Here is a 26,399-nt window from a genome sequence, read left to right on the forward strand (position 1 = left end):
CGCCCTCAGCCCTCCTTGACGTCGGCGACCCGGCCGCCGGTGATCGCCTGGAGCGTGGCCGTCTCGGTCGAGAAGGCGTGCATCGGCGAACCGGCGGCGGCCCAGACCGGGGACAGCGCCGTCAGGTCCTCGTCGATCAGCACCCGGACCGGGACGCTGTGGCCGACCGGGGCGACGCCGCCGATCGCGAAGCCCGTCGCCTTGCGCACCCAGTTCCCGTCCGCGGGCTCGACCGGCGCGCCGAGAAGGGCCGAGACCTTGGCCCGGTCCACCCGGTTCGAGCCCGAGGTGAGGACCAGGACCGGCATGTCGCCCTGGCGGAACACCATGGACTTCACGATCTGCGCGACGGTGCAGCCGACCGCGCGCGCGGCGTCGGCGGCGCTGCGGGTTCCTTCGGGAAAAGCCTGTATCGTGTCCCCATGCCCGGTGGCGAGAAGCGCCTCGCGGACCCTTTCGACGGAATTGCTCGCCAAGACCGGCTCCTTCAATCGTGCATTCGGCCAATCGTGCATTCGGCCAATCATGCACTCGGCAGCCCTGAGACTAGAACGGTTCATGACTTGACGGAAGCATATCCAGCGTTTGCAAAGTAGTTTTTGCATTCGTGGGATCCAATGGCGGCGACGAGGCTTCCGATATGGAGCCGGGTATCTTCGATGGCTCGCGATGATCGCGGACTCGAAGTCCGCGTCGCCTGCCAGGGCGGTGAAGTGCCGTTCGAAGACACCGCCTCGGGCCTACCGGCGAAAGCGCTGGAATACCGAGTTCCAGAAACCGAACGACGCCGGCAGGTCGCGTCACGGCGCTCCGACCCGCACGACCCGGAGCACGGCTTCGACGAAACGCCGCTTGTCGGTCGCCGAGTGCCCGGGGTCTCCGACTTTTCCAGGAACGACCGGGAAGAAGAGGAGCGATTCGCTTCCGCTGATCGTCACGTAATACCATCCGATCCAAGGCCACCTCCCTTTCGGCAGCCTTGAAGTAAATTTTCTCGAGTTTAGGGCTCCCTGCGCCTCTGAATGTCAATAGGCCATAGTCTACGCCAAATGAACTCGGTTCAATGGCGGCTGCAACGGGTGCTTCATAAAAACCGGTACGGTGATCTGTGATTTCGGAAAAACTCGCCATTACTTTAAATTTGCGAATGTAAATTGGTGGAAATGAGTTCTTATGGACTTGGAAAGAACGGACTTACCAGGAACAATCAATCTGGTCGAGTGTTTACATCGCGCATTGTTTTAATTGGTTGTGGAAGGTTCGTCCCATGAGCGAGATTGCAGGTCATCCTACCGTTTCCGAAGATGCGCATACCATCATGGTGAAGAAGGTATCCTGGGGTGCCATCTTCGCCGGGACCGCGGTCGCGCTGATCGTGCAAGTCCTGCTTACGATGCTCGGCTTGGGGATCGGAGTGGCAACCCTTGATCCCGGCACGGGCGATAGCCCGGCTGCATCGACCTTCTCCATCGTGGCAGGCATCTGGTACATCGTTTCCGGCATCGTCGCTGCATTCGCAGGTGGTTACGTCGCTGCGCGGATGTCCGGTCGCCCGGACCCGACGACGGGCGCATTCCACGGCCTTACGACATGGGCATTCACGATGCTCGTCGTTCTTTACCTTCTGACCACGACGGTCGGGAGCATCATCGGCGGAGCGTTCGCAGGCCTCTCGAATGCCATAGGCGGGTTGGGAGAGACGGTAGCTCAGGCAGCGGGTCCCGTCCTCGAAAGGACCAATCCGCTTGAGGCGATCGAACGGCAGGTCAGCGCTACCGGGACCGATCCGGAAGCACTGAACAGCGCGGCGGTCAACGCTATCCGGGCGCTTGTGACCGGAGACGACGCGAATGCGGAAGCCGCAAGGCAGGAGGCGGCGCAGGCACTTGCGAGCGCAAGGAACATTCCCATCGACGAAGCTGAAGCACGGGTAGTGCAGATTGTGGAGCGGTATGAGCAAGGGGTGGAGCAAGCCCGGCAACAGGCCACCGAAGCCGCGGACGCCGCAGCCTCTGCTGTTTCGACCGGAGCCCTGGTCGCATTCGTCGCCATGATACTGGGCGCGGTCGCCGCCTGGCTCGGCGGGCGCTCCGGCGTCGTTCATCCGATATTCGCGGATCGGGTTGTCCCCGTCAGGCGCACGTCCCTTTAAGGGCACAGCCCTTGAATCCGACTTGCGTATGCGCTCGGGCCTTTTGCGGTCGGCATCAGACCCGCCGACCGCGGCATAGGGAACGAAGGAGGTCGCCGTTGACGTTGCGACCTCCCCCGCTCAAGCACGTGCGGCGGGCGCAGATCATCCTTTAGGAGGGATTGCTCGCCGCCTCCAGGAGCGACTGTGCGACGATGTCCAGCATCACCTCGCTGCTGCCGGCCGTGACCGTCGCGGCCTGAGCATCGCGCAGGATGCGCGCCATTGTCGACCCCTCCCGATACCCGGCGGCCCCCCAGAGCTGCTGGCACTGCCCGGCCACCTCCTTGGCGACCTCGGTGCATTTCAGCTTCGCCATCGAGCATTCCGCGATCGAGAGCGGGTCCCGGGCGAAGCAGGCGGCGGCGTGCAGCGCGAGCTGGCGGGCGGCGGCGATCTCGGTCGCCATGCCCGCGATCTTGTGCCGGACCGCCTGCCTGCCCGCCAACACGGCACCGAACGCCGCGCGGGACGCGACGTAGCGCGTGGTCTCCTCCAGCGCGTGCGCGGCGCCGCCGACCGCCATCGCCGCGGCGGCCAGGCGTTCGAGCTGCATCGCCTTCATGATGCGCATCAACCCGCCATGGGGGCGGCCGATCAGGTTCTCCGCCGGGACGAGGACGTCCCGGAAGACGAGGTCGCCGATGCCCGCGCTGTGCCAGCCCATGCACCGGTTGCCGGCGACCTCCAGCCCGGCCGAGGGGCTGTCGACGACGCACAGCGACAGGTGCTCCGCCCTGCGCGCGCCGCCGCCGGCCGGGATCTTCGCCGCCACGACGAAGAAGTCGGCGGTCAGCGCGTTGGCGATGAAGCTCTTCGCGCCGTCGAGCCGGTAGCCCGACGGGACGGGCGTCAGCGTCGCGCGCAGCATGGACAGGTCCGAGCCGGCGCCCGGTTCCGTCAGGGCCAGGCCGGCGATCTTCTCCCCCGCGACGGCCGGGCGGAGGTAATCGGCCTCGATCCTGGTGCCCGGCAGGTCGGCGAGGTACCGCGTCGCCATGAAGCAATGGACGGCCACGGCGGCCCGGACGCCGGCGAAGCCGGTCCTGCCCAGCTCCTCCAGGAAGACGAAGGCGTGGAATACGTCCCGCTCCGCGCCGCCGACCTCGGCGCGGTGGGCGAGGCCGAGCAGGCCCTCGTCCGCCAGCGCCCGCCACAAGGAGCGGGGGATCCTGCCGTCGGCCTCCCAGGCTTCGGCATGGGGCAGGACGTGGCGCTCCATGACCGCGCGCACCCGCCTGCGGAACGTCTCGTGGGCGTCGGCGAGGCCGGCCGGCGTCATGAATGCGCCGACACTATCGCGTTCCTGTCGATCTTGCCGTGCGCGGTCAGCGGCAGCGCGTCGTAGAAGACGTAGCGCGACGGGATCATGTAGGAGGGAAGCTTGCGCCGCAGCGTCTCGACGATCGCGCCCTCGTCCTCGGCGCGGGCGACGAGGGCCGCCAGCAGGAAGGCGCCGTTGCGGCCCTTCGCCATCAGGACGCAGGCCCGTGCCACCTGCGGGCAGCCCGTCAGCACGTGCTCGATCTCGGTCAGCTCGATCCGGAACCCGTTCAGCTTGACCTGACCGTCGGCCCGGCCCAGGAAATGGACGGTGCCGTCGCAGTCCCACCAGCCGAGATCGCCGGTCCGGTAGGCCGTTTCCCCTTCCTTCAGGAACGGCAGTCCGGACAGGAACCGTTCCGCGGTCAGGTCGGGCCTGCCGAGATAGCCCAGCGCCAGGCCCGGGCCGGTGATGTGGATCTCGCCGGGGACGCCGGGCGCGCAGAGCTGCCCGCCGCCGTCGACGACGTGGAGCCCGGTGTTCCGGATCGCGCTGCCGAGCGGCACCGAGGCATGGTCCGGGCGCAGGCCGTCCAGCGGGAAATGCGACGCGAAGGTCGTCGCCTCCGTCGGGCCGTAGACGCTCGACAGGGCCGTGCCGGGCAGGCAGGCGAGCGCACGGCGCACATGGGGCAGCGAGTGCGCCTCCCCGCCGGTGAGGACGTGGTCGACCGAGGCGAAGAGGTCGGGCGCCTCGTCGATGATGGTGTTGAACAGGGCGGTCGTGACGAAGACCGTCGTCACCTTCCCCTCCTCGATCGTCCGCCGGAGCTTCGGCACCGAGGGGAAGCTTCCGTCGAACAGGACGCAGCACCCGCCGTGCAGCAGCGGCGCCCACAGCTCGAAGGTCAGCGCGTCGAAGCTGGCGGGCGCCAGCTGCAGGACGCGCGTGCGCTCCGACACGGCCGCGTAGTCGGGATCGGCCAGCAGCCGGATCACGCCGCGATGCGGGACCACGACGCCCTTCGGGGCGCCCGTGGAGCCGGAGGTGAAGTTGACGTAGGCGACGCGCTCCCCCGCCTGCGGGTCCGGCTCGCCTGCCGGCGCGGGCGGGCGGGCGGCACCGGCATCGAATCCGTCCAGGCAGAGCACGGTCGGGGCGAGGGCGGCCATCCTGTCGCGCGCGGCCTCCCGGGTGAGGACGACCGCGACCTTCGCCTGGGCGAACATCGAGGCGATCCGTTCCTCGGGCAGGGCCCGGTCGAAGGGCAGGTACGCCGCACCCGCCTTCAGCACGCCCAGGAGTGCCGCCACCATGTCGAACGACCGGTCGAGCGCGACCGCGACGACGTCGCCCGCGGCCACGCCGCGTTCCACGAGGACATGGGCCAGCGCGTTCGCCGTCTCGTCGAGGGTGCGGTAGCTCATGCTCCGCCCCGCCTGCCACAGCGCCGGCGCCTCAGGCGAGCGCCGGGCCTGAATCTCGAACAGGCTGGAGATCGTCTCTCCCCGCGGCAACGGTGCCGCCGTGCCGTTCCAGTCCGCGGCGACGACGTCCAGCCACCGGTCCGGCAGGGTCGGCAGGTCGCGCAGCGCCGCGTCCGGCCGGGACGCGATGCGCTCCAGCAGGGCGCGCACGACGTCGGCGACCGCGAGCCGCGATTCGGCGGTCCCGCCGTCGAGGCTCAGCAGGAACCCGGCACCGGTGGCCGCGGCGACCTCCGCCCGCGTCGTCGCCAGCGTCAGTCCCGCCGGGGCATCCGCCTCGCAGCCGATCTCCGGGACGCCCTGCAGGCGGACCGGTCCGGCGGACGCATCCTCCACCGCGCACACCAGCGCCGACGCGCGCACCCCGGGGGCGAGCGGGAGCGGGACCGCGCCCAGGGTCGCCTCGTCCGTGCCATGCAGCCGGGCGCAGGCCACCGCCAGCGCGGCGGCGAGGAGGCTCGCCGGGGCGGCCGAGAGGGTCTTCGCCGCCGCCGCCACCGCGTCCGCCAGCGCCGCCGGCGGTTCCCACCATGCCGTCCCCGCGGCATCGGCCCGCAGCACGACGTCCGCCGCGCCGACCGGCCTCAGGTCCGCGAGGTGCCGGATGCGGGCCCGGGCGAGCGTCCCGGCTGTCTGGAGGGGGGGCGCCGGAGCCGCCGCCGGCTGCGCGACGGCGGGTTCAGACATGGCCGCGCCCTTCCGCGATGGATTGCTCCAGAAGTCCGGCGATCCTGGCGAGGACCACGGCTTCGTGGTCGTGGATGAAGAAGTGGCCGCCGTCGAACTCGGCGTAGTCGAACCGCCCGGTCGTCGCCCGGTACCACGGCCTCATTGCCGCCGGCGGGTCGACCGCGTCCCGGGTGCCGCAGAAGGCGGCGACCGGTGCGGCGACCGGCTCGGGCGACGATGCCCAGGTCTCGGCCAGCTCCAGATCGGCGCGCAGGGTCGGCTCGATCAGGGTCATGACGTTCTCGTTCCTGAGGATCTCGGCGGGCACGCCCTGCATCTCATGGAGCCTGCGCCGGAGGTCCGGGGTCGTCATGGAGTACATCGGGGGCTGGCGCTGCGCCGTCGTCGGCGCACGGCAGCCCGAGACGATCACCTGCCTCGCCGGCTCCCGCCCGGACGCTTCCAGCCGTTTCGCGACCTCGTAGGCGATCCGCCCGCCCAGGCTGTGGCCGAACAGCGCGAAGGGCGCGTCGGCCTTCGCCCTGACGAGGGCCGTCAGGTCGGCCGTGAGCGGCTCCCAGGTCCGGTAGGGCCGTTCCCGGAAGCGGTTCTCCCGGCCGGGCAGGCGGACCCCGACGACCTCCACGGCATCGGGCAGGTGGTCCGCCCAGTCGGAGAAGATGTGGGGCCCGCCGCCGGCATAGGGGAAGCAGAACAGCCGGAGCGCCGGCCGTTCCTTCTTCTTCCGGGTGACGAACCAGGGATCGGAAGCCGCGCGCACGCCTCACGCCGCCTTCTTGGCGTTCTGCGCGATCGACGCGACGACGTCGCGCAGGGCCGGCGTTTCGAACAGCGTCTCGGGGGGCAGCGCGTCCATGCCGTACTTCTCCTCGACCCGCGACAGGAACTTGACCGCCGTCAGCGAGTTTCCGCCGAGCTCGAAGAAGTCGTCGTCGGCGGACACGCTGCCCTTGCCGAAGAACTCCTCCCACATCGAGATGACGTCGGCTTCGATGTCGGCCGTGGCCGCGTTCGCGCTCATCGTCGATACCTCCTCTCAGGCTGCCAAGGTTTTGAAGGGGTGGCCGTTCATCGTCTCGTGGACGAAACGGTTGTGGTTGAAGTCGTCCCGGCCGGCGACCAGCACGCAGCCGTGCTTCTCCAGGGATGCGGTGCCGCCGAACTCGTCCAGGCCGTCGGAATAGGGATAGACCTTCACGACCGTCGGCAGGTACCGGGCCGCGAAGCCGAGGCGCATGTCCTTGGACTGGCCGGTATGCGGATGCGAGGCGTGCAGCAGCGTCGACCAGAAGATGATGAACTGGCCGGCCTTCATCACCATCGACCGCGCCCTGCTCTCGTCGGGGCTCCAGTTCGGGTCCTTCTGGAGCTGGCGGTAGTCGTAGCCGAAGAAGCCGCGGCGCACGCCGCCTTTGGCCGTGTTGTTGATCCGGTGCTCGTCGTACTCCATGACCTTGCTCTCGTCGTAGTTCATGACCCGGTGCGTGCCGGGCATGAGCTGCATGCAGCCATTGTCGACTCGGCAGTCGGTCAGGGCGGTCCAGACCGTGATCGTCCCCTGGAAGCCCGAGCCCTCGGGCCATTCGATCTGAGGCTTCTTGGAGGAGGCGACGTTCGCGAAATTGGCGGCCTGGTGCCAGTCGGTCCCTTCGTCGCCGGGATATTTCGGGAAGAACTCCGTGCGCCAGCACAGCACGTCCGGGCCGAGGATGCCGGTCACGCGGTCCACGATCTCGGGGCGGCAGATGTGGTCGGCGAGGAACGGGACGTCCAGGTGGCGGTCGTAGTTGGACAGGTTGGTGACGCCGGAAACGCCCTTGCCGTTGCCGTAGGCGGCCGCCCGGGTGTTGAGCAGCTTCGGCTTCAGGGCGTTCAGGTACCGCGCCGTCTCCTCCTCGGGGTAGAGGTCGAACGGGCCGGCGAAGCCCTGCTCGTGGAAGGTTGCGAGTTCCTGCTCCGAAAAGGAGAACCTCGTTCGTCCCGTCAGCGATTGCGCGGACATCATGACCGACTCCATAAGCTGTCGAGTGCTTGTAAAGTTGCCGGCGAGGCAGCGCGGACATACCCCCGGGCGAAGTCCGAGCCATTCCGCCGGCGCGCCCGACGAGAATATTTGCAGCACTCACGACAAGAGAAACAATATCCGGATGGAAATTTGAAGCTGTAGAAATGACAGGTATTGAAGAATACTTCCGTATGAAAGATTGGGAATTACGCGCCGCCGGCCGGCGGTCGCGATGGAAGTGCGGGGCTCGCCTTTCTTCGGCGGCATCCGCATGATATGGCTGGCGCGGACGGCGCCGCGTTCCCAGTGCAGAATTCCTCAGGTTTTTCGAAGAATTGATGTTTCCCCGGATACCCCTGCTCGTCCTCATCGGGACCGCCCTGCTTCCCGTCATCGTGTTCGGCGGCATCATGGTGGCCCTGCTCGACGCCCGGCAGCGCGAGACCGTCGACATCCAGGTCAGGCAGAGCGCGCGAGCGGTGATCCAGGCCATCGACCGCCAGCTCCTGGACTACGTGGCATCGCTGCGCACGCTCGCAGCCTCGCCGGACCTGGATGCCGGCGACCTGGCCACCTTCCGCGAGCACGCCCGGCGCGTGCTCGCGGACGAGCCCAACTGGATATCGATCCAGCTGACCGACGGGCGGACGCGCCGGCCCCTCCTCGACCTCGACGCGCGGGGAGGCGCGGCCGGACCGGGGACGATCGACGATCCCGGCGCGCTCGATGCCGTTCTCTCGTCCGGGCAGCCGGTCATCGGCGGCGTCGAGCGGACCGAAGGCGGCGACGCGTTCGCCGTCGCCCTGAAGGTGCCGGTCCGGCAGGACGGCGCGGTCCGCTACGTCCTGACGCTGGCGGTCCGGGCCGAGGGGATATCGCGGGAACTGGCCGAGTTGCCGGCACCGCGGGACTGGACGCTCGCCGTGCTCGACCGGGAATACCGGATCGTCGGGCGCAGCCGGGCGCCGGACGAATATGTCGGCACCCGCGCCACCGGCACGCTGACCGACGAGATCGTCCGGGCGTCCGAGAACTCGTTCTTCTCCCTCAACAAGGAGGGGGAGCGGGTCCATACCGCGTTCTCGCGCTCCCCCGTTTCGGGCTGGACGGCGGCGGTGGGGGCGCCGGCGGAGCTGGTGGAGACGCCGGTACGGCGGGTGCTGCTCGTCTCGATCGCGGGCGGGCTGGTGGCGGCCCTGCTCGCCGTGGGGTTGGTGGCCGTCCTGCTGCGCAACGTCCTGGCCCGCCAGTCCGCGGAGCGCCGGCTCGAGGCGGAACGCCGCCTGTCCGACATTGCCGAGAACTTCCCGGGCGTCATCTTCCGCCGCGTGCGCTACCCCGACGGGCGGATGGCCTATCGCTACGTCGGCGGACGCGTGGAGCCGCTGATCGGCGACAGCGTGCTACCCATGCAGGTTCCGGCGGCGATGGAGGAGTTCGCGAAGCTGATCCATCCCGACGACGTGCAGCGCTGGCGCGAGACGCTGACCCGCTCGGCGGAGCGGCTGGAGCCCTACCAGATCGAGGGCCGCGTCGTGCATTCCGACGGCCGGACCCGGTGGGCGCGCGCGGCGGCCAACGTCCACCGCGAGCCCGACGGCACGGTCGTCTGGGACGGCGTCGTGGTCGACGTGACCGACCTCAAGACCGCCGAAGCCGCGCAGCGGGCGAGCGAGGCGCGTACGCGGGTCATCGTCGAGGCGGTGGCCGACGGCATCGTCACCTTCGACGAGCGGGGGATCGTCGAGAGCATCAATCCCGCCGCGGCGCGGCTGTTCGGCCATCCTCCACAGGCCGTGGTCGGGAAGGCCGTCTCGATGCTGGTGCCGGACGCCCGGGGCATCGAGTTCGGGCAGGGGGGCGGGCCCGGGCTGGAGGCCGCCGCGCGGGACGGCACGGCCGAGCTGGCGGGCCTGCGCGCCGACGGCAGCCGGTTCCCGATGGAGCTGTCCCTGGGCGAGGCCGCCATCGACGGCCGCCGCATCTTCGCGGCCGTGATCCGCGACGTCAGCGAGCGCCGGCAGGCCGAGGCGGAGCGGGCCCATCTCGCGGCCATCGTCGAGTCGTCGAGCGACGCGATCTTCGGGACCGACCTCGAGAACCGGATCACCAACTGGAACGCGGCGGCGACCCGGATCTACGGCTACGAGCCGTCCGACGTGATCGGCCACCCGGTTTCCCGGTTCATGAGTGCCGACCAGGCGGCCGAGCGCCAGGCGCTCGCCGACCGGGTCGCGCGCGGCGAGCAGGTCATCCAGTACGAGACCGTGCGGGTCCGCAAGGACGGCCGGCCGGTCGAGGTCTCGATGACGCTGTCCCCGATCAGGCAGCCGAACGGCGGGATCGTGGGCATCTCGACCATCGCCCGCGACATCACCGAGCGCAAGGCGGTGGAGCGCACGCTCCGCCGGACGCTCGCCGAGAAGGACGACCTGCTGCGGCAGAAGGTGGCCCTGCTGCACGAGGTCCATCACCGGGTGAAGAACAACCTCCAGGTCATCTCCGCGATGGTCAGCCTGGAGGCGCGCCAGATCGAGAACGAGGCGGCCCGGACCCGCATGAACATGATCGGCCAGCGTGTCTACGCCATGGGTCAGGTGCACGAGCAGCTCTACGCGTCGGGCGACGTCGCCAGGATCAACCTCGCGGACTACGTCGAGGAACTGGCCCGGGGGCTGTCGCGGATGTATTCCGGCCTGCCCGTCGGGCTGGAGGTCGAGGCCGAGGGGCGCGGCTGGTTCTGCGACCTGGAGACGGCGATCCCGCTCGGCCTGATCCTGAACGAGCTGATCACCAACGCCTTCAAGCACGCCTTCCCCGCGGACCGGGACGGCCGCGTGCGCGTGCGCCTGCGGCGGCTGGGCGACGACGGCGCGGTGCGGCTGACCGTCGAGGACGACGGCATCGGCACCGGCGAGGACGGCGACGCAGGGGCCAAGGGGATCGGCATGACCCTGATCCGGGTGCTGGCGCGCCAGATCGACGCCGAGATCCGCTTCGAGGCCGGGGAAGGGACGAGCGTCGTCGTGGACCTGCCGGCATCGGCCTGCGCCGTCGCCGCCTGAGCGGGAAAGGGCAGGTGCGCTCGTTCGGGTTAACGCCGACGGGGTGGTGCGGCTGCTCCCCTACCGAGGACGGCCGGGTCCATGCGAGCATGCCCGTCGCCGGGAAAGTCGCCGAAGGAAGCGGGAGCCATGGACGGATACGACGCGCGGACGATCGGGGACCTCGTCCGCCCTGACGGCGTGCACCGGTCGGTCTACACCGACCCGCGGATCTTCGAGTTGGAGATGGACCGGATCTTCGGGCGGGCCTGGATCTATGTCGGCCACGAGAGCCAGGTCCCGGACCCGGGGGACTACCATCAGGCCCTGATCGGGCGCCAGCCGGTGCTGCTGGTCCGCGCGGCGGACGGGCGCACGCATGTCCTGTTCAACCGCTGCCCCCACAAGGGCGCGAAGCTGGTCGCGGCACCCTGCGGGAACGCGGGCAAGCTGCTGCGCTGCCCCTTCCACGGGTGGAGCTTCCGGTTCGACGGCAGCCTGGCCTCCGTGCCGGTGCGGGCCGGCTACGAGGGCACGGGCTTCGATCCCGGGCATCCCGACTTCTCGGTCCGCAGGGTGCCCCGCCAGGCATCCTATCGCGGCTTCGTCTTCGCGAGCCTGGCCGGAGACGGACCCGACCTGGAGACCTTCCTGGGCGGCATCCGCCCTTCGCTCGACAATTTCTGCGACCGCGCCCCGGAAGGGGAGGTGGAGGTCGCGGGCGGCGTCTTCCGCGTCTGGCAGCATTCCAACTGGAAGATCTTCCTGGAGAACCTGAACGACACCTCGCATCCGATGGTGACGCACGAATCGGCGATCGAGGCCGCGCGCACCGGGTACCGCAGCCTGCCCGAGGGCACGGCGATGCCGTTCCGCCTCCACATCATCGAGGGCAACGGCGAGCCCTACGCCTTCTGGGACAAGCTGGAGATGGTCGCCTACGACCACGGCCACAGCTACATGGGCGCGATCTTCAAGCCGCCGACCGACCCGGTATCGCTGGCCCATGCCGCGGCCCTGGAAGCCGCCCGGGGCGCCGAGCGGGCGCGGGAGATCCTGTCGATGCAGCGGCACAACTCCATCATCTATCCGAGCTGCTCGCCCCACACCTCGTTCCAGCAGCTGCGGGTGATCCGGCCCGTCGACGTCGACCGCACGCTGGTCGAGGTCTACACCTTCCGCCTCAAGGGCGCGCCGGAGGAGACGTTCCGGCGCGCGGTCGTCTACGCCAACGTCGTGAACTCCCCGTCCTCGGTCGTCATGCCCGACGACGTCGAGGTCTATGCCCGCTGCCAGGAGGGGCTGCGCAGCGACGGCGGCGACTGGGTCAGCCATCACCGGGATGCCGGCCGCGACCGCATCGAGGATGGCCGCCGCACCGCCAACGGGCTGAGCGAGCTGCCGATGCGCAACCAGTTCCGCGCGTGGTCCCAGTACATGATCCGGGAGTGAGGCGATGACCGCCACGCCGAATCGGCCCTCGGCCGCCCCAGCCCCAGCCCCAGCCCTCGCCCCCGCCCTCGACCGCGCGGGCGCGGAGGCCTTCCTGTTCCGCGAGGCGCGGCTGCTCGACGAGGGCCGCTGGGACGACTGGCTCGACCTGTTCGCGCCGGAGGGGATGTACTGGGTCCCGCTCGCGCGCGGGCAGAATGATCCCGTCGACCACGCCTCGCTGTTCCACGAGGACGCGCTGATGCGCGAGGTGCGCGCCCGCCGCCTCCAGGACGCGCATGCCTGGTCGCGCCAGCCGGCCGCCCGCACCGCGCGGATCGTCGGCAACGTGCAGGTGCTGGACCCCGCCGGGGACGCCGGTCGGGGCGCCGACCTGGTGGTCGGGTCGACCTTCCACCTGCTGGAATGGCACCGCGGCCGGCAGCGCATGCTCGGCGGCTTCTACACGCACCATCTCCGCCTGGGGCCGGACGGCCCGCGCATCCTGCTGAAGCGGGTCGACCTCATCGACTGCGACGGCGCGCACGACATCCTGGAGGGTTTCCTGTGACCACGCTCTCGCTCGACGGCCGGACCGCGATCGTGACCGGCTCGACCCGGGGCATCGGGACGGCGCTGGCGCGCCGGCTGCATGGTGCCGGCGCCGCGGTCGTCGTCACCGGCCTGGAGAGCGGGGCCGGCGAGGACCTCGCGGCCGAGCTCGGCGCGCGCGCGCTCTTCGTGCCGGCCGACCTGAGGAGCGACGAGGCCATCGACGCCTGCATCGCGCGGGCCCTCGACCGGTTCGGGCGGCTCGACATCCTCGTCAACAACGCCTGCCACTATCCCGACCGCGGCCTCGACGCGACCCGGGCCGAATGGCTGGAGACGCTGAACGTCAACCTCGTGGGGGCCGCCGTCTTCACCGCGAAGGCCGCGGCGGTGATGACGGCGCCCGGCGGCGTGGTCGTGAACCTGGGCAGCGTCGGCGGCAAGTTCGGCACCGCGGGACGCGCGCTGTACCCGGCCTCCAAGGCCGGCCTGGTCCAGTTCACCCGGAACGCCGCGGTGACGCTGGCGCCGCGCGGCATCCGGGTCCTGGCCGTGTCGCCGGGCTGGACCTGGACGCCGGCGCTGGCCGCCCTCGCGGGCACGCCGGAGCGTGCCGACGCGGTCGGCCGCCGCCTCCATCCCGCGGGCCGGGCAGGGCGCGCGGAGGACGTCGCCGACGCGGTGCTGTTCGCCTGCTCGGACCTGGCCGGCTTCATGACCGGCACCGAGATCCCGGTCGACGGCGGCTACTCGATCCTCGGCCCCGACCAGGGGCGCCCGGTGCGGGAGTGGTTCTCCGAATAGCCTCAGGCCGCGAGTTCGGCGGCGAGGCGGGGACGGGCCAGCTCGACGAAGCGGACGAGGTCCGGGTCCTTCCAATGACGGATCAGCGACAGCTCCGCCTCCGCCTTGGCGGCCATGCGCTCGACCAGGCCGCGCTCGACCTCGTCCAGGGGCTCGGGCTCGGCGAGCCGGCTCGTGAGCAGGCCGACATAGGAACGGTCGACCGGGCGCATCCGCTCGCAGATCGGGTCGCCGAGCGCGTCGGCGAGCCGGGCCAGCCGGCGGAGCTGGGCCATGCGCTCGCCGTCGGCGCCCCGGCGCAGCAGGACCTCCTTCAGCACGCCGGCGATCCGCTCCGTCAGCCTGCGCCGCCAGCCCTCGCGGTCCCCGGGCCAGACCAGCTGGCGCGAGCGCAGCGCCTCGGCCCAGCGGCCGACGCAGTCGAGGCGGGCCAGCGTCGCGTCCAGGTCGGGCACCTGGTCGTGCGCCTCGGCCGCCGCCGCCGCCCGGGCGGCGAGCTGGGGCAGGACCGCCGCCTCGACCCCGGCGATCATCTCCTCGACGTGGAGTGCCGCCGTCCGGCCCGTCTCGCGCGCCGAGAACAGGTCCAGCGTCTCGTGCAGCCGCATCAGCCCGCCCAGAAGCGGCAGTTCCCGCGAGGCGGCCGCGGCGTCGCCCGTGCGCAGGCAGGCTGCGAACCGCCGGCACGACGCGCCGAGCCGGACGGCGAGGGCCGCGTGCAGCGGCAGGCGGGCGGCCTCGCCGGGGCCGAGCGCCGCCAGCGCCGAGGCGGCGGCGTCGAGCGCGCGGCCGCGGTAGATCTCGGCCAGGAGGGGCAGCCATCCGGGGCTCCAGCGGCCCTCCGGGGCGGGAATGGCGGCGAGGCAGCTCCTCGTCCGCTCGGCCAGCAGGGCGGGGCGGACCGGCGCGCCGGCGACGTCCAGCAGCGCCGGCGCGTGGCGCAGCGCGTCGATCCAGCCGTCCAGATCGGCCGTCCCGACGCGGCGCGGCGCCGTCTCCACCCGCATCTGGCGCAGCAGCGCGGCCCGCGCGGCGTTCACCCTTTCCAGTAGCGCCCCGGTCGCGGCCCGGTCGCCCCGGCGGGCGTCCAGTTCGCGCAGCGCCGTCTCGCGCAGATGGGCCTGGAGCCTGCGGCCGACGTCGGAGCGCAGGACCTCGTCGACGAGGCGGTCGGCGGCCAGCGCCGCCACCTCCTGGTCGACGGCGGCGCCGAGCCGGCCGACCGCCGGGATCTCGGCCAGGGCCGTCCACAGGGCGCCGAGGTCGGCGCGGTGCAGGAAGCCGGGAGCGTGCAGGTCGAGCAGCGCGTCCTCGGCGACCAGGAAGGGTTCGACCAGCCCCGTGAACAGCCGCCGGGCGTGCTGGCGCCGCGTGCCGTTAAGGTGGCGGATCAGGCTGGAGCGCGCGGCGGCCAGCGGGCCGCGGGCGTTCCTGCCGCCGTCGATCTCGCCCAGCAGCGCGCGCGCCGCCCTCGGGGGAAGCTTCTCGATCAATTGGCGTAGCGCCGGTACGGCGGCGGTCGAGGTCACGACTGCTCCCAGGTCCGGTAACGTTCCACTCTATTGCGGAGAATATCCGGGACCGGGCCGGGAAGGTGCTGCCCCTTCGTATGGATGGGGAACGCAGAATCCGCACCCCGGCCGGAGTAGCCGGAGCATCCGGCTGCCCCTTCCGGCACCGCCGCGGCTTGCATCCGCCCCGTCCCTTGCCCCATTCTCGGCCCGTCGCGGGAACGTCCCGCAGCCGGGCGGGTTGGTCCCGCGTCGGCGCACCCCTTCCGAACCCGCCATCCGAGCGCGATCTTCCATGAGGAATTCCGGCGTCCACCGCACCGCCGTCCGTCCCGGCCGGCCCTTTCCGCTGGGAGCGACCTGGGACGGCTACGGCGTCAACTTCGCCCTGTTCTCCGCCCATGCGACCAAGGTCGAGCTGTGCCTGTTCGACCGCTCCGGGATGCGGGAGGTCGAGCGCGTCGCCCTGCCCGAATACACCGACGAGGTCTGGCACGGCTATCTGCCCGAGGCCAGGCCGGGCCTGCTCTACGGCTACCGGGTCCACGGCCCCTACGAGCCCGCGGCCGGGCACCGCTTCAACCCGAACAAGCTGCTGGTCGACCCCTACGCCAGGGCCCTGTTCGGCGCGCTCAGGTGGTCGGACGCCCATTTCGGCTACCGGCTCGGCTCGACGCGCGAGGACCTGTCCTTCGACCGCCGCGACAACGCGCGCGGCATGCCCAAATGCCGCGTCGTCGACCCGGCGTTCACCTGGGGCGACGAGCGCGCGCCGCGCGTGGCCTGGAACGACACCGTCGTCTACGAGGCGCATGTCCGCGGCATGACGATGCGCCATCCCGAGGTCTCGGCCCCGCTGCGCGGCACCTTCGCCGGCCTCGGCTCGGCCCCGGTCATCGAGCACCTCGTCTCGCTGGGCGTCACCGCGATCGAGCTGCTGCCCGTCCACGCCATGGTCGACGACCGCCACCTGGTCGAGAAGGGGCTGCGGAACTACTGGGGCTACAACACCCTGAGCTTCTTCGCGCCCGAGCAGCACTACATGACCGCCGGCATGGTGTCGGAGTTCAAGGCCATGGTGGCGCGCCTGCACGACGCCGGGATCGAGGTGATCCTCGACGTGGTCTACAACCACACCGGCGAGGGCAACCACATGGGCCCGACGCTGAGCTTCCGGGGCATCGACAACGCCTCCTACTACCGCCTCAACCCCGGGGACCGGCGCTACCACATCGACGACACCGGGACCGGCAACACCCTCAACCTCAACCATCCCCGCGTCCTGCAGATGGTGATGGACAGTCTGCGCTACTGGGTGACGGAGATGCGCGTCGACGGCTTCCGCTTCGACCTGGCGACGACGCTCGCCCGCGAGCCGCACGGCTTCGACCCCGGTTCCGGCTTCCTGGACGCCTGCCGCCAGGACCCGGTGCTCCAGAGCGTGAAGCTGATCGCGGAGCCGTGGGACGTCGGCCCCGGCGGCTACCAGGTCGGCGCGTTCCCGCCGGGCTGGGCGGAGTGGAACGACCGCTACCGCGACTGCGTGCGCCGCTACTGGCGCGGCGACGAGGGCATGCTGCCCGAGCTGGCGGCCCGGCTCGCCGGCTCGGCCGACCTGTTCGAGCGCCGCGGCCGCCGGCCATGGTCGAGCGTCAACTTCGTGACCGCCCATGACGGCTTCACGCTCGAGGACATGGTCTCCTACGCGCACAAGCACAACGAGGCGAACCGGGAGCACAACCGCGACGGCCACGACGCCAATTTCAGCGCCAACTACGGCGTCGAGGGACCGACCGCCGACCCGGAGATCCGCCGCATGCGCGAGCGCCAGAAGCGCAACGTGCTGGCGATGCTGCTCCTGTCGCAGGGCACGCCGATGCTGCTGGGCGGCGACGAGCTCGGGCGCAGCCAGGGCGGCAACAACAACGCCTACTGCCAGGACAACGACGTGTCCTGGGTCGACTGGACGGCGCGCGGCGGCAGCGAAGGCGGCGGCGACCTGCTCGCCTTCGTGCGGCGCCTGATCCGGCTGCGCCGCGAGCATCCCGTGCTGCGCCGGCCGGTGTTCCTGCACGGCCGGCAGGTCTCGCCGACCGGCGTCAAGGACATCACCTGGTTCACGCCCCAGGGCCAGGAGAAGACGTCGGAGCAGTGGCGCGACACCCATGCGCGCTGCATCGGCATGCTGCTGAACGGCGAGGCGGGCTTCTACATGTCGCCCGACGGCTCGCCCGCCAGCGACAGCACCCTGCTCGTCGTCTTCAACGCCTTCCACGACGTCGTGCCCTTCACGCTGCCGCGCGTGCCCGGCGGCGTCGGCTGGCGCTGCCTGCTCGACGCCGGCCAGCCGCGGGGAGCCGGCGACACCCATGTCTGGGCGCCGGGCGGGGTCTACGCCGTGGAGGGGCGCACCACGCTGGTCTTCACGCTCATTTACTCTCGCGCAACGATTGAGGGCCGATAGTCGGGGCATCGACACGAGACACCGGCGCCGTTCATGCCCGAGACCGATCTGAGCCAGATCGAGTGCTTCCTCTACGATCCCGAACCCAACATCCGGCGGCTGATGCGCGACGCGCTCGTGCCGTTCAGGATCGGCGACGTGCAGCAGTTCGGATCGGTCGCGGCCCTGCGCTCGGCGCTCCAGGGCGCTGCACCCGACCTGCTGATCCTGGACGTCGCCGACGCGGAGGACGAGACGCTCCGCCTCGTGCACCGGCTCCGCCACGGCCAGCTCGGCGCCAACCCGTTCGCGGGCGCGATCATGACGGCCTTCAACCCGACCCGCCAGCTGCTGAACCGGGTGACCAACTGCGGCGCCGACGCGCTGCTCGTGAAGCCGATCGCGCCGAAGCACCTGCACGAGCGCATCTCGGCCCTGGCCGAGACGGAGCGCGCCTTCGTGATCACCAGCGACTTCGTCGGGCCGGACCGCCGCAAGGCGCCGCGCGCGGGCAGCCAGATCCCGCTGGTCGCGGTGCCCAACACGATGCGCCTGAAGGCCCAGGCCGGGCGCGGCGAGATCGAGGCGCGGATCGGCGAGGCCGCCGCCGCCGTCAACGGCCACAAGCTGGCGCGGCTGGCCTTCCAGGCGGCGTTCCTGGTGGAGTTCGCGCGCCCGGGCTTGTCGGAGGGGCCGCCCGACCGGCTGTCGCTCGACCATCTGCTGCGGGTCTCCTCGGTCGTGGACGAGCTGCTGCGCCGGCTGCCCGCCCCGTCCGCGGACGACGAGCACCCGGCGGCAGCCAAGGCCCGCGTCCTGCTGGCCGAGGCGGGCGCCGCGAGCGCCGAGCTTGCGGCCGGCGCCCAGGCCCCGGGCCTGCCCGACCTGATCATGCGCGCGTTCGACGTGATGGCGGCGCTCAGCCCCGAGCGCAGCCGCGCCGATATGGCCGTCGAGGTGGCCGGCGCCGTGGAGGCTTATCGCGAACGCCTCGAGCTCGCCGCCCAGCAGCGCTTCGGCGACGCCCCGGCCCAGCAGGAGCCGTCGGCCTAGCAGGACGGCCGACCCGCGAAAAAAGTTCGGGCCGGATGTCGGTCGCACCGAAGCCCGTTCGTCGTATGAGCAGGCAGGCCGATGGGGCCGCCATGGATCCGAGGAGACGGGACGATGCGCGTCATGGTCATGGTGAAGGCGACGAAGGACAGCGAAGCGGGCGTCATGCCCTCGACCGGACTGCTCGAGGCGATGGGCAGGTACAACGAGGAGCTGGTCGAGGCCGGCATCATGCTGGCCGGCGAGGGCCTGCATCCTTCCTCGAAGGGCAGGCGCGTGGCCTTCGACGGCCCGGAGCGTACCGTCATCGACGGCCCCTTCGCCGAGACCGGCGAACTGGTCGCCGGCTTCTGGCTGTGGGAGGTCAAGGACATGGCCGAAGCGGTCGAGTGGGTGAAGCGCTGCCCGAACCCCATGAACGGCCCGAGCGAGATCGAGATCCGCCCGGTGTTCGAGGCCGCCGATTTCGGCGACGCCGTGACGCCGGAGGTCGCCGAACGGGAAGATCGGCTCCGCGACAGGCTGGCCGGCGGCTGAGGCCGTTCCTTCACGGGTCGGGAGGCCGCGGCTCCGGTCAGCGGCCCGCCTCGTGGGCGAGCAGCCAGCGCTTGCGCTCGACCCCGCCGCCGTAGCCGGTCAGAGACCCGTCCGACCCGACCACCCGGTGGCAGGGCACGACGATGCTGACCGGGTTGGCGCCGTTCGCGTAGCCGGCGGCACGGACGGCGGCCGGGCGGCCGATGCGCCCGGCGAGCATGCGATAGGTGATCGTCCCGCCACAGGGGATCTCGCGCAGCGCCCGCCATACCGCCAGCTGGAACGCCGTCCCGCCGGTCGCGACGGGCAGCCCGTCGATCGCGTCCAGCCGGCCGGCGAAATAGGCGCGCAGCGCCGTGCACAGGCCGGCCGGGTCCGCCGTCCGGTCCGTCGCCGGTTCCGCCGCGAAGCCGCGCTCCCCGTAGTGGAGGCGCAGCGCGCGCCGGAACCGGTGCTCCTGGTCGGCCCATTCGACCGCGCGCAGGCGGCCCGAACCGTCCGCCGCGACGAGGAGTTCGCCGATCGGCGTCTCCATGCGGTCGACCAGGAGACGAAGGACTTCGCGCATGGCCCGACCATGCCACGGACGCGGGCGCCGTGCTCCAACTTTCCGGACGGGCCGGGTTCGCATCCCGGCGATCGGGTTGTTAGTATCGGTCGACCGATGCCGGCCGGCACCCCGCAACCAGGAGAAGCAGGATGCGTCTCGCCGTCTTCAGCACGAAGCCCTACGACCGGCACTTCCTCGACGCCGCGAATGTGGGGCAGAACCACCGCCTTTCCTACTTCGAGGCGAAGCTGACCGCGCAGACGGCGCCGCTCGCCGGCGACGCGGACGCGGTGTGCGCCTTCGTCAACGACGTCGTCGACGCCGACGTGCTGGCGCTGCTCGCGCGCGGCGGGGTGAAGCTGGTCGCCCTGCGCTGCGCCGGCTTCAACAACGTCGACCTCGCGGCCGCGCAAGCACTCGGGATCACGGTCGCCCGCGTGCCCGCCTATTCACCCCATGCCGTCGCCGAGCACACGGTGGCGCTGATCCTGGCGCTGAACCGCAAGATCCACCGCGCCTACAACCGCGTGCGCGAGGGCAATTTCGCGCTCGACGGCCTGCTCGGCTTCGACCTGCACGCCAAGACGGTCGGCATCGTCGGGACCGGCCGGATCGGCGAGGTGGTCGCGCGGATCCTGAGCGGCTTCGGCTGCCGGCTGCTGGCGAGCGACCCCTACCGCAGCCCCGTCTGCGAGGAGCTGGGCGTCGAATACGTCGACCGCGACGACCTGCTGTCCGCGTCCGACATCGTGACGCTGCACTGCCCGCTGACGCCCGATACCCATCACCTGATCGGCGCAGGGACGCTGGCGCGGGCCAAGCCCGGCTTCATGCTGGTCAACACCAGCCGCGGCGCGATCATCGACACCCGCGCGGTGATCGAGGGGCTGAAGGCCGGCACCGTCGGCAGCCTCGGCCTCGACGTCTACGAGGAGGAGGGGGACCTGTTCTTCCAGGACCTGTCCGGCGCGGTGCTGCGCGACGACGTCTTCGCGCGGCTGCTGACCTTCCCCAACGTCCTGATCACCGGCCACCAGGGGTTCTTCACGCGCGAGGCGATGCACAACATCGCCGAGACCACGCTCGCCGATGTCGGCGCCTTCGAGCGCGACGGCCGGCCGCTGCACGAGGTTTCGGTCGAGCGGATCGCCTGAACCCGTGGCCGCGCTCGCCGCCCTGCTGCCGATCCTGGTGATTCTCGTCCTGATGATCGGGCTCCGCTGGTCCGCGGCGGCGGCCGGCACGGTCGGGCTGGCCCTGGCCGTGGCCTACGCGGTCTTCGGCTACGGCACCGCCACCCATGCCGTGCCGGGGCCGGCCGGCGCCGCCGGCGGCGCGCTGGCCGAGGCGGCCTTCGTCGCGGCGACCATCCTGTGGATCGTGTTCCCGGCACTCTGCATCTACGAACTGCAGCTCGGCTCCGGGGCGTTCGAGGTGCTGAAGCGCGCGCTCGGCCGGCTGTCGTCCGACCGCCGCATCGCCGCGCTGCTCGTCGCCTGGTTCTTCGGGCTGTTCATGGAGGGGGCGGCGGGCTTCGGCACGCCGGTGGCGCTCGCGGCGCCGATCCTGGTCGGCCTCGGCTTCTCCCCGGTCCGCGCGGTCACGCTGGTCCTGATCGGGCATGCGGCCGGCGTCTCCTTCGGCGCCGTCGGCACGCCGGTCCTGCCCCAGGTCGCCGTGACCGGGCTGAGCGGCCAGGACATCGCGGCGGCGACCGGGCTGCTGCACGGGGTGCTGGGCGCCATCCTGCTCGCCTTCGTGGTCCGGCTCGCGGCGCCGGCCTCCGGCGCTGCCGCTGGGGCGGCGGGCCGGGGAGGGGCGGGCCGGGGAGGGGCGGGCTGGGGATGGGCGGGCCTGGCGGCGGCGTGCTTCCTGCTGCCGTTCCTGGCACTTTCGCTGTTCGTCGGCCCGGAACTGCCGACGCTGGGCGGCGCGCTCGTCGGCGGCGCCCTCTTCGTCGCGGCGCTGCGTCTCGCCGGCCGGCGGGCCGGGCCGGCGGAGGGACGGTGGGAGGGGGCGGCCCTGCTGCGGGCGTCGATGCCCTATGCCGTCCTGCTCGCGCTGGTCCTGGCGACGCGGCTGGTGGGACCGCTGCGCGAGGCGCTGCTGGGGCTGGACTGGCGCTGGTCCCTGCACGGCGCGTTCGGCGGCAGCGTGGCGCCGTTCTACCATCCCGGCACGATGCTGATGCTGGGCTTCCTCCTGGGCGGCCTCGCGCAGGGGCGCCGGCCGGGCGAGCTGGGCCGGGCGGCGGCCCTGGGCGCGCGGCGGCTGCCGCTCGTCGCGGCGGCCCTGGTCGCGATGCTCGCGCTGTCGCGGATCATGGTCCATGCGGGCATGATCGCGGCGCTGGCCGAGACCGCGGCCGGGACGCTGGGCCCGGCCTGGCCGCTGCTGGCGCCGGCGGTCGGCATACTGGGGACCTTCGTCACCGGCTCGGCGACGGCGTCGAACATCCTGCTGACCGATTTCCAGCAGGCGACCGCCGCCGCCCTCGGCCTTCCCGTCCTCCATCTCGTCGCGGCCCAGGGCTTCGGGGCGGCGGTCGGCAACATCGTGTGCCCGCACAACGTGATCGCCGGCGGGGCCACGGTCGGGCTCGGCGGCCGCGAAGGCGAGGTGCTGCGCCGCACCGCGCCCGCCTGCGCGGCCTACGGTGCCGCGGGCGGCATCCTCGTCTTCCTGCTGGCCCTCTGACCAACTTTCCAGCGCGACGAACGGGGGGCCGTACGTGTTGTGGACTTGCTTCCGGCCCTGCCCCAGGAGACGCGCTGCATGGTCAGCTTCACCCACACGATGCCTTTCGGTGCCGAGATCCGGGACGACGGCTCCGTCGCCTTCCGCCTCTGGGCGCCGGGTCGCGACCGGATCGACCTCGTCCTGCCCGAGGACGGGGGAGCGAGGCTCGCGATGGACCGCCGGCCCGACGGATGGTTCGAGCTGGCGACCGACCGGGCCCGGGCCGGATCGGCCTACGCCTTCCATCTCGGCGAAGGAAGCCCGACGGTGCCCGACCCGGCGTCGCGCTACCAGCCCGACGACGTCCACGGCCCGAGCCGGGTCGTCGATCCCCGCGCCTTCGACTGGCGCCATGGGGATTTCCGCGGCCGGCCCTGGGACGAGGCGGTGCTCTACGAGCTGCATCCCGGGACCTTCTCGCCCGAGGGGACCTTCGACGGCATCCGCCGCCGGCTCGACCATCTCGTCGATCTCGGCGTCACGGCGGTGGAGCTGATGCCGCTGGCGGAGTTCCCGGGGCGGCGCAACTGGGGCTACGACGGCGTGCTGCCCTACGCCCCGGACGGGGCGTACGGCTCGCCCGACGACCTGAAGCGGCTGATCGACGAGGCGCATGGGCGCGGGCTGATGATGTTCCTCGACGTCGTCTACAACCATTTCGGGCCGGAGGGGAACTACCTCCACGCCTACGCGCCCGACTTCTTCACCGAGCGCCACCACACGCCCTGGGGGGCGGCCATCAACTTCGACGACGCCAACAGCCGCCCGGTGCGCGACTTCTTCATCCACAACGCGCTCTACTGGCTGCAGGAATACCGCTTCGACGGGCTGCGCTTCGACGCGGTCCACGCGATCATCGACGACAGCGACCCGGACATCCTGTGCGAACTGGCGGAGATCGTCCGCCGGCGCGCCGACGCCGAGGGCCGGCACGTCCATCTCGTGCTCGAGAACGACGACAACGTCGCGCGCTACCTGGGCCGCGACGCCAAGGGCCGAACCACCTGGTACACCGCGCAGTGGAACGACGACTACCACCACGCCGCCCATGTCGTCGCGACCGGCGAGGCCGGCGGCTACTACGCCGACTATGCCGACCGGCCGGTGGACAGGCTCGGCCGGGCGCTCGCGGAGGGCTACGTCTACCAGGGCGACCCCTCGGCCTACCGGGACGGCGAGCCGCGCGGCACGCCGAGCGCGCATCTGCCGCCGCAGGCCTTCGTGACCTTCCTGCAGAACCACGACCAGATCGGCAACCGCGCCTATGGCGACCGCATCGCCGCGCTAGCCGGGCGCCTGCGCTTGCGCGCGATGATGGAGGTGACGCTGCTCGCCCCCTCGCCGCCGATGCTGTTCATGGGCGAGGAATGGGGCTCGACCCGGCCCTTCTACTATTTCGTCGACTTCGAGGGCGACCTGGCCGACGCGGTGCGCGAGGGGCGCCGCCGCGAGTTCGGGCGTTTCCCGGAATTCGCCGATCCCGAAGCCCGCCGGCACATCCCCGACCCGACCGAGGAGCGGACCTTCGCGCGCTCCTGCCTGGACTGGTCGGCGCTCGACCAGGCCGACCATGCGGAGTGGCTGGGCTTCGTGCGCGCGTTGCTGCGGCTGCGCCGCGAGCGCATCGTGCCGCTGCTGCCGGGGCTGCGCCCCGGTGCCGGCTGGCGGGTCCGGGACGGCCGCACGCTGACGGTCGAATGGCCGCTGGAGGGCGGCGGCCGGCTCTCGCTGGTCGCGAACCTGGGTGACGCGGAGTGCGGGGGGTGCGAGACTCCGGCGGGCGACCTCCTGTTCGAATCCCGGGACGGCGTCGCCGCCGGCCTCGCCGAGGGGCGGATGGCGTCCTGGAGCGTGGCCTGGTTCGCCGAATCCCCGGCACTTCCTTCGCGATGAACGAGGTTCATATGGCAGGCGATGCCGAACTCGACCGGCTGGCCGAACGGCTCGGCATCGAGACCTGGTACCACGACATCTGGGGCAATCGCCAAACGATCCCGGAGAGGACGCGGCGCGACCTCGCCCAGGCCATGGGCTATCCGGCCGACGACCCGGCGCAGGTGGCCGAGAGCCTGCGCCGCATCGATGAGGCGTCCTGGCGGCGGATCACCGGCCCCGTCGCCATCCTGGACGAGCACGGGTACGCCGCGGTCGAGGTGGTGCTGCCGGAGGCGGCGGCGCGCGTCGAATGGCGGATACGGCTGGAGGACGGGCGGGAGATCGAGGGCGGGACCGCCATCGATGCGATGGAGCGGCTGGAGCACCGCCGGCTCGACGGCCGGTCGCTCCTGCGCTGGCGCCTGCCGCTGCCGGGCGGGCTTCCGCTCGGCTACCACGGGCTCTGGCTGGCGGCGGGGGGAGAGGAGGGCGAGGCGAGCCTGATCGTCGCGCCGCGCCGGTGCCTGACGCCCGAGGACCTGGCGCCCGGCCGCCGGATCTGGGGCTTCGGCATCCAGCTCTACGCGCTGAGGTCCGGGACCGACTGGGGCATCGGCGATTTCGGGACGCTCGGCGCCTTTGCCGGGACGACGGCGGAGCTGGGCGCGGACGCGGTCGGGCTGAACCCGCTGCATGCCCTGTTTCCCGACGACCCCGGGCATTTCAGCCCCTATTCGCCGTCCAACCGCGCGTTCTTGAACGTGCTGTACCTCGACATGGGCGAGCTTGCGGCCGGCGGGCGCGCCGGCGAACTGGCCCGCGATCCGGACTTCCTGCGCCGGCTCGAGGCGGCGCGCGGCGCGGAGATGGTCGACTACACCGCGGTCGCCGCGCTGAAGCTGCCGGTCCTGGAAGCCGCCTTCGCCGATTTCCAGGCAAGCGGGAGCGACCGCGACGCCTTCGACCGGTTCCGCGCGCGCGAGGGCGAGCCGCTGGAGATGCAGGCGCTGTTCGACGCGCTGCACGAGCATTTCTACCGGAACGAGGGCCGGTGGGACTGGCACGACTGGCCGGAGACCCACCGCAGGCCCGACACGCCGGAGGTGCGCGCCTTCGCCCGGCAGGCGGCCGACCGCGTGACCTTCCACGCCTGGCTCCAGTTCCATGCCGACCGCCAGCTCGGGCAGGCCGCGGCCCGCGCCCGCGACGCGGGCATGGCGCTGGGGTTCTACCGCGACCTCGCGGTGGCGAACCATCCCGGCGGGGCGGCCGCATGGTCCAATCCCGGCGTCGTCCTGAGCGGCGCCAGCGTCGGGGCCCCGCCGGACCTGTTCAGCCCGCAGGGGCAGAACTGGGGCCTGTCGCCGCTCTCGCCGGTGGGCCTCCTGGAGCAGGCATACCGCCCCTTCATCGAGGGGCTGCGCGCGAACATGCGCCATGCCGGCGCGCTGCGCATCGACCATGCGATGGCGCTGCGCCACCTCTACTGGATACCGAACCGGCCCGGCCACGAGGGCGGCGCCTATGTCCGCTATCCCGAGCGCGACCTGATGCGCCTGATCGCGCTGGAATCGCGCCGCAACCGCTGCGCGGTCGTCGGCGAGGCGCTCGGCACGGTCCCGGAAGGCTTCCCCGAGGCGCTGCGCGACGCCGGCATCCAGTCGTACCGGGTGCTCTATTTCGAGCGGCGCAGGGACGACGCCTTCAAGCGGCCGCCCGAATATCCGGAAGACGGCCTGGTCACCGTGACGACGCACGATCTGCCGACGCTGCGCGGCTGGTGGACCGGCCACGACCAGGACCTGCGCCGCCGCCTCGGCCTCTTCGTCGACGACGAAGGGTTCGCGCGCGAGCGGGCCGACCGGATGGCCGACCGGGAGCGGCTGTTCGAAGCCCTTCGCGACGCGGGCTGCCTGCCGGCCGGCGCGCAGATCCCGGAGATGCTGTCGACGGAACATGTGGCGGCGGTCCACCGTTACCTCGCACAGACGCCGGGACGCATCCTGATGGTGCAGATCGAGGACGCGCTTGGGGAAGTGGAGCAGCCGAACCTTCCCGGCACCACCACCCAGCACCCGAACTGGCAGCGCAAGCTGCCCGCGACCCTGGACCGGCTAGCCGCGGACCCGGGAGTGCGGGCGGTGGCCGACGCGGTTCGGGAGGTGCGGCCATCGCCACGCGGGACCGCGCCCAGGCCCTCCTCCACGGTATCCCGGGGCTGAT

The 26,399-nt window shown here is 71.6% G+C and carries 20 protein-coding genes and 1 pseudogene; 12 read left to right on the forward strand and 9 right to left on the reverse strand.

Going from position 1 to position 26,399, the window contains the following annotated elements:
• Positions 1-5 precede the first annotated feature (5 nt).
• Together VGO20_RS19480 and VGO20_RS19485 are read right to left on the reverse strand one after the other, a co-directional pair.
• Positions 6-476, reverse strand: coding sequence for a YbaK/EbsC family protein (locus tag VGO20_RS19480; protein WP_327504073.1), 471 nt, complete (start codon positions 474-476; stop codon positions 6-8).
• Between the two features lie 192 nt (positions 477-668).
• Positions 669-963, reverse strand: a pseudogene (locus tag VGO20_RS19485) (transposase); the annotation flags it as partial.
• Between the two features lie 304 nt (positions 964-1,267).
• Here VGO20_RS19485 and VGO20_RS19490 point away from each other — a divergent pair.
• Positions 1,268-2,152: a hypothetical protein gene (locus VGO20_RS19490; protein ID WP_327504046.1), complete on the forward strand. Its 885-nt coding sequence runs from the start codon at positions 1,268-1,270 to the stop codon at positions 2,150-2,152.
• Between the two features lie 151 nt (positions 2,153-2,303).
• On the opposite strand, the gene VGO20_RS19495 is transcribed toward VGO20_RS19490, so the two are convergent.
• The 5 genes from VGO20_RS19495 to VGO20_RS19515 are packed head-to-tail and all read right to left on the reverse strand — an operon-like array spanning position 2,304 to position 7,637.
• Complete coding sequence (locus tag VGO20_RS19495) at positions 2,304-3,473, reverse strand: acyl-CoA dehydrogenase family protein (protein ID WP_327504047.1); 1,170 nt, start codon at positions 3,471-3,473, stop codon at positions 2,304-2,306.
• Positions 3,470-5,629, reverse strand: coding sequence for an amino acid adenylation domain-containing protein (locus VGO20_RS19500; RefSeq protein WP_327504048.1), 2,160 nt, complete (start codon positions 5,627-5,629; stop codon positions 3,470-3,472). Before VGO20_RS19500 ends, VGO20_RS19495 begins: the two co-directional genes overlap by 4 nt.
• Complete coding sequence (locus VGO20_RS19505) at positions 5,622-6,392, reverse strand: thioesterase II family protein (RefSeq protein WP_327504049.1); 771 nt, start codon at positions 6,390-6,392, stop codon at positions 5,622-5,624. Before VGO20_RS19505 ends, VGO20_RS19500 begins: the two co-directional genes overlap by 8 nt.
• Positions 6,393-6,395: 3 nt before the next feature.
• Positions 6,396-6,653 carry a phosphopantetheine-binding protein gene (locus tag VGO20_RS19510; RefSeq protein ID WP_327504050.1) on the reverse strand — a complete coding sequence of 86 codons (258 nt, stop codon included), beginning with the start codon at positions 6,651-6,653 and terminating at the stop codon, positions 6,396-6,398.
• A 15-nt stretch (positions 6,654-6,668) separates the two neighbouring features.
• Entirely contained in the window at positions 6,669-7,637 is a 969-nt protein-coding gene (locus tag VGO20_RS19515; protein WP_327504051.1) for a chlorinating enzyme, read from the reverse strand.
• A 338-nt stretch (positions 7,638-7,975) separates the two neighbouring features.
• Here VGO20_RS19515 and VGO20_RS19520 point away from each other — a divergent pair, with 338 nt between their 5' ends.
• From VGO20_RS19520 to VGO20_RS19535, 4 genes are all read left to right on the forward strand, one after another.
• Positions 7,976-10,702, forward strand: coding sequence for a PAS domain S-box protein (locus VGO20_RS19520; RefSeq protein ID WP_327504052.1), 2,727 nt, complete (start codon positions 7,976-7,978; stop codon positions 10,700-10,702).
• A 129-nt stretch (positions 10,703-10,831) separates the two neighbouring features.
• Positions 10,832-12,133 (forward strand): aromatic ring-hydroxylating dioxygenase subunit alpha, encoded by a 1,302-nt coding sequence (locus VGO20_RS19525; RefSeq protein WP_327504053.1) that lies wholly within the window; start codon positions 10,832-10,834, stop codon positions 12,131-12,133.
• A gap of 4 nt (positions 12,134-12,137) precedes the next feature.
• Positions 12,138-12,683, forward strand: coding sequence for an aromatic-ring-hydroxylating dioxygenase subunit beta (locus tag VGO20_RS19530; protein WP_327504054.1), 546 nt, complete (start codon positions 12,138-12,140; stop codon positions 12,681-12,683).
• Positions 12,680-13,468 carry an SDR family oxidoreductase gene (locus tag VGO20_RS19535; RefSeq protein ID WP_327504055.1) on the forward strand — a complete coding sequence of 263 codons (789 nt, stop codon included), beginning with the start codon at positions 12,680-12,682 and terminating at the stop codon, positions 13,466-13,468. The genes VGO20_RS19530 and VGO20_RS19535 overlap by 4 nt, the downstream gene beginning before the upstream one ends.
• Positions 13,469-13,470: 2 nt before the next feature.
• Here VGO20_RS19535 and VGO20_RS19540 read toward each other — a convergent pair whose 3' ends face one another.
• Complete coding sequence (locus VGO20_RS19540; RefSeq protein ID WP_327504056.1) at positions 13,471-14,997, reverse strand: hypothetical protein; 1,527 nt, start codon at positions 14,995-14,997, stop codon at positions 13,471-13,473.
• 277 nt (positions 14,998-15,274) lie between these two features.
• On the opposite strand from VGO20_RS19540, the gene glgX reads away from it, so the two are divergent.
• The 3 genes from glgX (at position 15,275) to VGO20_RS19555 (ending at position 19,012) form a co-directional block, all read left to right on the forward strand.
• Positions 15,275-17,443 (forward strand): glycogen debranching protein GlgX, encoded by a 2,169-nt coding sequence (gene glgX, locus VGO20_RS19545; protein WP_327504057.1) that lies wholly within the window; start codon positions 15,275-15,277, stop codon positions 17,441-17,443.
• Between the two features lie 33 nt (positions 17,444-17,476).
• Complete coding sequence (locus VGO20_RS19550; RefSeq protein WP_327504058.1) at positions 17,477-18,475, forward strand: response regulator transcription factor; 999 nt, start codon at positions 17,477-17,479, stop codon at positions 18,473-18,475.
• A gap of 114 nt (positions 18,476-18,589) precedes the next feature.
• A complete protein-coding gene (locus VGO20_RS19555) occupies positions 18,590-19,012 on the forward strand; it encodes a YciI family protein (RefSeq protein ID WP_327504059.1) in 423 nt (140 codons plus the stop codon).
• A 37-nt stretch (positions 19,013-19,049) separates the two neighbouring features.
• Here the strand turns inward: VGO20_RS19555 and ogt are convergent, their stop codons facing one another.
• Positions 19,050-19,580 (reverse strand): methylated-DNA--[protein]-cysteine S-methyltransferase, encoded by a 531-nt coding sequence (gene ogt / locus VGO20_RS19560; protein WP_327504060.1) that lies wholly within the window; start codon positions 19,578-19,580, stop codon positions 19,050-19,052.
• A 131-nt stretch (positions 19,581-19,711) separates the two neighbouring features.
• On the opposite strand from ogt, the gene VGO20_RS19565 reads away from it, so the two are divergent.
• The 4 genes from VGO20_RS19565 (at position 19,712) to malQ (ending at position 26,398) form a co-directional block, all read left to right on the forward strand.
• A complete protein-coding gene (locus VGO20_RS19565) occupies positions 19,712-20,716 on the forward strand; it encodes a 2-hydroxyacid dehydrogenase (RefSeq protein WP_327504061.1) in 1,005 nt (334 codons plus the stop codon).
• Positions 20,717-20,720: 4 nt separating this feature from the next.
• Entirely contained in the window at positions 20,721-22,259 is a 1,539-nt protein-coding gene (locus tag VGO20_RS19570; RefSeq protein WP_327504062.1) for an L-lactate permease, read from the forward strand.
• Positions 22,260-22,337: 78 nt separating this feature from the next.
• Positions 22,338-24,194: a malto-oligosyltrehalose trehalohydrolase gene (treZ, locus tag VGO20_RS19575; protein WP_327504063.1), complete on the forward strand. Its 1,857-nt coding sequence runs from the start codon at positions 22,338-22,340 to the stop codon at positions 24,192-24,194.
• Between the two features lie 11 nt (positions 24,195-24,205).
• Positions 24,206-26,398, forward strand: coding sequence for a 4-alpha-glucanotransferase (malQ, locus tag VGO20_RS19580; RefSeq protein WP_327504064.1), 2,193 nt, complete (start codon positions 24,206-24,208; stop codon positions 26,396-26,398).
• Position 26,399: the final 1 nt, after the last annotated feature.

Origin of the sequence: Arenibaculum sp., from assembly GCF_035998295.1 — a bacterium.
Classification (GTDB): Bacteria; Pseudomonadota; Alphaproteobacteria; order Azospirillales; family Azospirillaceae; genus DASYHS01.